Genomic DNA, 1,071 nt, shown 5'->3' on the forward strand with positions numbered 1-1,071 from the left:
ACGCTGCCGAACCGCATCGTGATGCCGCCGATGACGCGTTCGCGCGCCAGCCAGCCCGGCGACGAAGCCAACGAACTGATGGCCGCGTATTACGCGCAACGCGCGAGTGCGGGCCTGATCGTCAGCGAAGGCACCTATATCGCGCCGCTCGGCAAGGGCTACGCATGGACGCCCGGCATCCACACGCCGTCGCAGGTGGCCGGGTGGCGCAAGGTGACTCACGCCGTCCACGCCGCGCATGGACGCATCTTCGCGCAGCTCTGGCACGTCGGCCGGCTGAGCCACACGAGCCTGCTCGGCGGCCGGCAACCCGTGTCGTCGTCGCCGCTCCAGGCGAAGGGCGTGAACGTGTTCGTCGCCGGTGAAGACGGCAGCACGCCGGGCTTCGTGCAGGCGTCCGAGCCGCGCGCGCTGTCCGTCGACGAGATCCGCGAGATCGTCGATCAGTACCGCGCCGCCGCCCGCCACGCGATCGAAGCCGGCTTCGACGGCGTCGAGCTGCACGGCGCGAACGGCTATCTCGTGAACCAGTTCATCGACTCGAACGCGAACACGCGCACCGACGCCTACGGCGGCTCGCTCGAAAACCGGCTGCGCTTCCTGCGCGAAGTCGCGCAGGCGCTGATCGAAGGCACGGGCGACGCATCGCGCGTCGGCATCCGCCTCGCGCCGCTGACCACGCTGAACGGCTGCGTCGACGACGATCCGGAAACGACCTACCTCGCCGCCGCGGAGCTGCTCGGCGAACTCGGCGTCGGCTACCTGCACATCGCGGAAGCCGACTGGGACGACGCGCCGCTGATGCCGGTCGAATTCAAGCAACGGCTGCGTGCCGCGTACCCCGGCGTGCTGATCTACGCCGGTGCCTACACCGCCGAGCGCGCCCGCGAAGCGATCGCCGCCGGCTGGGCCGACCTCGTCGCATTCGGCCGCCCGTTCGTCGCGAACCCCGACCTGCCCGAGCGCCTGCGTACCGGCGCCACGCTCGCGCCGCACGACCGCAACACGCTGTTCGGCGGCGGCGCACCGGGCCTGACCGACTATCCGACGCTCGCGCAAGCCGCGGCGTGA

Annotated in this window: 1 protein-coding gene; it reads left to right on the plus strand. The window is 71.1% G+C overall.

From position 1 onward, the window contains the following. On the plus strand, positions 1–1,071 hold a 1,071-nt coding region (locus BME24068_RS34770; protein ID WP_239008161.1), incomplete at its 5' end, for an alkene reductase.

Origin of the sequence: Burkholderia anthina, from assembly GCF_902498995.1 — a bacterium.
Lineage (GTDB): Bacteria > Pseudomonadota > Gammaproteobacteria > Burkholderiales > Burkholderiaceae > Burkholderia > Burkholderia anthina.